The sequence below is a fragment of the Photobacterium rosenbergii genome, assembly GCF_033022775.1.
Taxonomy (GTDB): Bacteria; Pseudomonadota; Gammaproteobacteria; order Enterobacterales; family Vibrionaceae; genus Photobacterium; species Photobacterium rosenbergii_A.
In genome coordinates this window covers 21,712-27,742 of record NZ_JAWJZI010000032.1, presented here as the reverse complement: position 1 = coordinate 27,742, position 6,031 = coordinate 21,712, and the positions used below count along the sequence as shown (strand labels likewise).

The following is a 6,031-nucleotide window of genomic DNA, read 5'->3' as shown; positions in this document are numbered from 1 at the left end:
CTCTAGCCTCTAGCCTCTAGCCTCTAGCCTCTAGCCTCTAGCCTCTAGCCTCTAGCCTCTAGCCTCTAGCCTCTAGCAATAAAAAAGGCCGCCCGTAGGCGACCTTGATAGGGAGCAATTATCCTCAATTACAGGATGATGCCACCGAATACGAAGCCTAGTGCTACTGACGTTGCGATAGTCACTACACCCGGGATGAAGAATGGGTGGTTGAAGACCAGGTTACCGATACGGGTAGAGCCTGTGTCATCCATCTCAACCGCTGCAAGTAGCGTTGGGTAAGTCGGTAGTACGAACAGCGCACTTACTGCCGCGAAAGATGCGATAGCAGTTAGTGGAGCGACACCGATAGCCAGTGCTGCAGGCATAAGCGCGGTAGTGGTTGCGCCCTGAGAGTAAAGCAGCATAGAAGCAAAGAACAGAACCAGTGCAAGCATCCATGGGTAGTCGCTCAGTAGAGAGCCAGCTACTTCTTTGATGCCGTCAACGTGGCCGTTTACGAACGTAGAACCAAGCCATGCTACACCTAGTACACACACACAAGCTGTCATACCAGAGCGGAATGTTGGTGCTGCTGGGATTTTCGCTGCATCGATACCGGTAGTGAACACGATAGCTGCTGCTGCCGCTAGCATGAAGGTCATGATAGCTTCGTTACGGCCCAGTGCTGGGTTTTCGATAAGACCAACAGAGCCAGAGATAGCCGCAGCGTAAGCAACAACGATCAGGATAGCGCCTAGGAAGATGAAGGTCGCTTTCTTCGCAGAAGCTGGGATTTCACGCTTGGTTGAACCCTGTAGCTTGATCAGGCCTTTTTCCAGACGCTCTTGGTAAACAACGTCATCTTTTAGCTCACAGCCTAGGAAGTTGGCAACAAATGCACCGACCATACACGCGATGAAGGTGGTTGGGATACAGATAGCCAGTAGGGTTAGGTAGCCCACTCCGAGCGGTTCAAGAATGCCAGAGAAGAAAACAACCGCTGCAGAGATAGGCGATGCGGTGATCGCGATTTGAGAAGCAACAACAGCGATAGATAGCGGACGCGAAGGTCGGATACCTTGCTCTTTGGCTACTTCAGCGATAACTGGAAGCGTTGAGAACGCCGTGTGACCAGTACCTGCCATTAGGGTCATCAGGTAAGTCACGATAGGTGCGTAGAAAGTAATACGCTTCGGGTTCTTACGCAGGAAGTTTTCGGCTAGTTCAACCAGCCAGTCCATACCACCGGCAACCTGCATAGCAGCGATCGCAGTGATAACAGACATGATGATAAGGATTACGTCAATTGGGATATAGCTTTGGCTTGTTGGCATACCCAACAGCAGGGAAAGCACGATTACACCGGCGCCACCTGCCAGACCAATACCAATACCACCAATTCGGGCGCCCAAGAAAATGAACGCGAGAACGACTAATAGTTCTACACCAACCATATGATTGTCCTGTCTTAAAGTTAAAAATATAAAAGGGGGAAATCTGTAGCAAAAAAAGGCGGATCCTCATCCTGAAAATCCGCCGGGCTGTTTATTGGTTACAACTTAGTTGTAACGCTTAGCCTTGTATTCTGGGTGCATCAGGTTCTGTACCGAGAAGATGTCGTCTAGCTGCTCTTCAGTTAGAAGGCCGCGCTCTAGAACGACTTCACGGACGCTCTTACCGGTTTCAGCACAGATCTTACCTACGATGTCACCTTCGTGGTGGCCAATGAATGGGTTTAGGTAAGTGACGATACCGATAGAGTTGAACACGAAGCTTTCACATACTTCTTTGTTCACTGTGATGCCGTCGATACACTTGTCACGTAGGTTGATACACGCATTCTTCAGGATTTCGATAGACTCGAATAGTGCCTGACCGATCACTGGCTCCATAACGTTCAGCTGTAGCTGACCGGCTTCTGCCGCGAAAGTGATGGTGGTATCGTTACCGATGACTTTGAAGCAAACCTGGTTAACCACTTCAGGCACAACTGGGTTTACTTTTGCTGGCATGATAGAAGAGCCAGCTTGCATTTCTGGTAGGTTAATTTCGTTAAGACCAGCACGAGGACCTGAAGAAAGAAGGCGCAGGTCGTTACAGATCTTAGACAGTTTAACCGCGGTACGTTTAAGTGCACCGTGAACCATTACGTAAGCACCACAGTCAGAGGTTGCTTCGATTAGGTCTTCTGCTGGTACACAAGGTAGGCCAGTGACTTCAGCTAGACGCTGTACTGCAAGCTCCTGGTAACCTGTTGCCGCGTTAAGGCCAGTACCGATAGCTGTTGCACCTAGGTTAACTTCTAGAAGCAGCTGAGCTGTGTACTGAAGGTTTTTGATTTCTTCTTTGATTAGTACGCCGAACGCGTGGAATTCCTGGCCCACAGTCATTGGTACTGCGTCCTGAAGCTGGGTACGGCCCATTTTCAGTACAGAAGCGAACTCTTTGTCTTTCGCATCGAAAGCACCTTTTAGGTACTCAAGTGCTTCAAGCATGTTCATGATGCTGTTGTATACCGCTACGCGGAAACCAGTAGGGTAAGCACAGTTAGTAGACTGAGACTTGTTGACGTGGTCGTTCGGATTAACGATGTCGTACTCGCCTTTCTCTTTGCCCATTAGCTCAAGAGCAAGGTTCGCGATAACTTCGTTGGTGTTCATGTTTACAGAAGTACCGGCACCGCCCTGGTAAACATCTGATGGGAACTGATCCATGCACTTACCTGTTTCAAGGATCACATCACATGCTTTAACGATGTATTCGCCAACTTCTGATGGGATAACGCCCAGTTCTTTGTTCGCCATTGCAGCCGCTTTCTTGGTGAAAACCATACCGCGAACGAACTCTGGAACGTCAGAGATTGTAGTTTTAGAGATATTGAAGTTTTCTACTGCACGTAGGGTGTGGATACCCCAGTAAGCGTCGGCTGGAACGTGGCGTTCGCCTAGTAGATCTTCTTCGATACGAGTTGCAACGTTGTTTACCATTGCTTCATTTTTTTCTAGATCAATCATCTGAGACATGACGTAGCCTTAGTGGAATCTGCTAATTAAATTCAAATATTGAGCCAATTCTGAAACTTTAGAATCCATTCCGCAGAGAGTTTGGCTAGATGATCGTACCTGACACCTATTGTCTGCTGCCGATAATACTCCCCTTTAGGGGTAAAAACATAACCCAGATCACTTTTTTAAATGGACTGAAAACATTTGCACTAGAATGAGATCTTGCTCACAAATACTGTTAATAATTCACCCGTGCCTTATGATTAAAAATGACCAAATATGACAAAATGTGAAATTGGTGTTGGATTAATCGCAGTAGTCTTATTGTAATCAATCGTTACATTGAAACCCTATAGAAAAGAGTTGAAAAATGCCTGTCTGCTCCCAATATTTGTTATAAGCCAAAGAGATTTCTGTAGTGTGACACCGATGTGTTACAACTTGACTCAAATTACTGCTCACCAGCAAGGGGAAAACTGTGTTTCCGATATTACTGTTTTTGTTTATTGTCGTGCCGATTGTCGAAATCGCCCTGTTCATCCAGGTCGGTGGTTTCCTCGGGCTGTGGCCGACAGTGGGACTGGTGCTGGTGACGGCGGTCGTCGGTGCCTCGCTGGTGCGTAGTCAGGGTATCGCGACCCTGATGTCGGTGCAAAGCCGCTTGCAAAAAGGGGAGTTGCCTGCCCAGCAAATCGTGGAAGGGGTGATGCTGGCGGTATCGGGTGTGTTGCTGCTGACGCCGGGGTTCATGACCGATGCCATGGGTATGGCGGTACTGCTGCCGGGTCCACGTGCTTGGCTGGCCAAGCAGCTGATGAGCCGGGTCAAGGTGCACGGGGTATCATCCGGTGCCGGATTCAGTGCCGGCTTCGGTCCGGGTCAGGGGTTCGAACAACATGACCCGTTTAACCAGCAGCGTGACCCATTCGCTGGCAGCGGACAAGATCGCCAGCAGGGAGGCGATGTGTTTGACGGCGAGTTCGAACGCAAGGATGACAAGAAGAATGACGACGACTCGCCACGCCTTCATTAAGCAAGATAACGCACAGCAATAATAGACATAAAAAAGACAGCCTCGGCTGTCTTTTTTGTTAATGCTGTTCATATTTATTGCTACATGTGAATGCGCTAAAAAGTGAACTAGGAAATGGGTTCGGTATGCCAGCGCCGACGCAAGCGAACGGCATACAGGTAGGCGGCCAATCCGCTCACCGCATTGGCCACGGCGATACCGACAAACAGGCCCTTGGTACCGTGGAGGGTACTGCCCAGCCAAGCCAGCGGTAGCAGCAGGGCAAACAGGCGTAGCAGGTTCCAGATCAGGGCATCAATCGGGCGGTGCATGGCATTGAGGGCACTGATCAGCAGCATGCAGACCGCTTGCAGGCCGTAGCTGGCCGGGACCACCACCAGATAGTGCCACAGTTGCGATTGTACTGCCGGGTCTTGGCTGAACATCGAAGATAGCGGCCAGCTCAGTGGTACCATCATGATGAAAATCAGCAGCTGGAACAGAATGGCAAAACGCATGGCGGTGAACAGGGCGGCAAAGGCCCGCAGTGGCTTATCAGCGCCGAGGTTCTGCGCCATAAATGGCATCAGCGCCGAGCCCAGTGCCATCATCACGGTGATCAGAATAGACTCGATCCGCATTGCGGCACCGTAGGCCGCCACCGACGTCGTGCCCTGGATAGCCAGCAGTGCCATTAGCAAGGCGCCTGATAGCGGGTTGAGGGCGTTGGATAGCCCGGCCGGGGTACCTATTTGCAGGATCTGGCGCCAGTCGCCTACTAGGCGAGATAACTGTGGTGGCGCGACCAGCTTCTCGCGTTTGATAAGCACATGCAGCGAGCCGGCTAGGGCAAAGGCCCAGCTGATCCCGCTGGCAATAGCAGCGCCTTTCACTCCGAGCTCAGGAAACGGTCCAATACCGAAGATCAATAAGGGATCCAGCGCGCCGTTGATCGCGCCAGCAAGGATCATGATCTTGGCCGGGGTCTTGGCATCGCCGGTAGCGCGGATGGCACTGTTGCCTGCCATTGGGATCACCAGCAGTGGGATTGCCAAGTACCAAATAGACATGTAATCGCTGATGATAGGCAGCAAGTCCGCCCGCGCGCCTATTAGGCTGAACAGCGGCTCGATAGTCAGCACGCCCAGGGTAGAGGCTAACACCATCATCATCACCGCCAGCAGCAGGCCATGGGTGGTAAGCCGGGCTGCGCTGCGGGTATCGCCGCTACCGAGCAGGCGACCGATGCTGGTGGAGATGCCGACACTGATCCCCATAGTGATGCAGTTAATGGCAAAAGTGATCGGGAAGGTAAAGCTTACTGCTGCCAGCGCTTCGGTGCCCAGCAGGGAAATAAAAAATGTATCGACCAGATTGAACATCAAAATCGCCACCATACCGAAGATCATCGGTACCGTCAGGCGCTTGAGTACATCTGGGATCGGCTCGGACAGCAGCCCGTGTTTGTCTGGCCTGCTGCTCGGAGCCCGTGTCAAATCTGGCTGGTTGTTATCTGCCATGGTCGTCTCGGGAAAAGAATGCCCGCTTACCCTAATGCAAAGAGTGTGATCGGGCAAAAATTCTGTCAGAAAATTTTGAAAAAATAGCGCTGCAGGACTTGGGTTCTCAAAAAAAGACCCAACATGTCTATGTATCAGAAAAAGTAAATGGCTTGCCATTTGCCTTATTAATCGTATGGATATTACCAAAATCAGGAGAGACGACCGATGAACATTCGTCCTTTACATGACCGAGTTATCGTTGAGCGCCAAGAAGTTGAATCTAAGTCTGCTGGTGGCATCGTGCTAACAGGCTCTGCTGCTGAAAAATCAACTCGCGGTAAAGTACTGGCTGTAGGCAATGGCCGCATTCTAGAGAACGGCACGGTTCAGCCGCTGGACGTTAAAGTTGGTGATACTGTGATCTTTGCTGAAGGCTACGGCACGAAGACTGAAAAGATCGACGGTAAAGAAGTCCTGATCATGTCTGAAAACGACATCATGGCAATCGTTGAATAATCCGTTCACCTCGA

5 protein-coding genes are annotated in these 6,031 nt (G+C 50.6%); 2 read left to right on the top strand and 3 right to left on the bottom strand.

Annotated features, from left to right (window positions below; translation table 11 throughout):
- Window positions 1-128: 128 nt before the first annotated feature.
- A complete protein-coding gene (locus R2X38_RS26050; protein WP_187460033.1) occupies window positions 129-1,436 on the bottom strand; it encodes an anaerobic C4-dicarboxylate transporter in 1,308 nt (435 codons plus the stop codon).
- 105 nt (window positions 1,437-1,541) lie between these two features.
- On the bottom strand, window positions 1,542-3,005 hold the full coding sequence (aspA, locus tag R2X38_RS26045) for an aspartate ammonia-lyase (RefSeq protein WP_317525263.1): 1,464 nt from the start codon (window positions 3,003-3,005) through the stop codon (window positions 1,542-1,544).
- 460 nt (window positions 3,006-3,465) lie between these two features.
- Here aspA and R2X38_RS26040 point away from each other — a divergent pair, with 460 nt between their 5' ends.
- Window positions 3,466-4,020, top strand: coding sequence for an FxsA family protein (locus tag R2X38_RS26040; RefSeq protein ID WP_317525262.1), 555 nt, complete (start codon window positions 3,466-3,468; stop codon window positions 4,018-4,020).
- Between the two features lie 107 nt (window positions 4,021-4,127).
- Here R2X38_RS26040 and R2X38_RS26035 read toward each other — a convergent pair whose 3' ends face one another.
- Window positions 4,128-5,519 carry an MATE family efflux transporter gene (locus R2X38_RS26035; protein WP_317525261.1) on the bottom strand — a complete coding sequence of 464 codons (1,392 nt, stop codon included), beginning with the start codon at window positions 5,517-5,519 and terminating at the stop codon, window positions 4,128-4,130.
- A 207-nt stretch (window positions 5,520-5,726) separates the two neighbouring features.
- On the opposite strand from R2X38_RS26035, the gene R2X38_RS26030 reads away from it, so the two are divergent.
- Complete coding sequence (locus R2X38_RS26030) at window positions 5,727-6,017, top strand: co-chaperone GroES (RefSeq protein ID WP_036832752.1); 291 nt, start codon at window positions 5,727-5,729, stop codon at window positions 6,015-6,017.
- Window positions 6,018-6,031 lie beyond the last annotated feature (14 nt).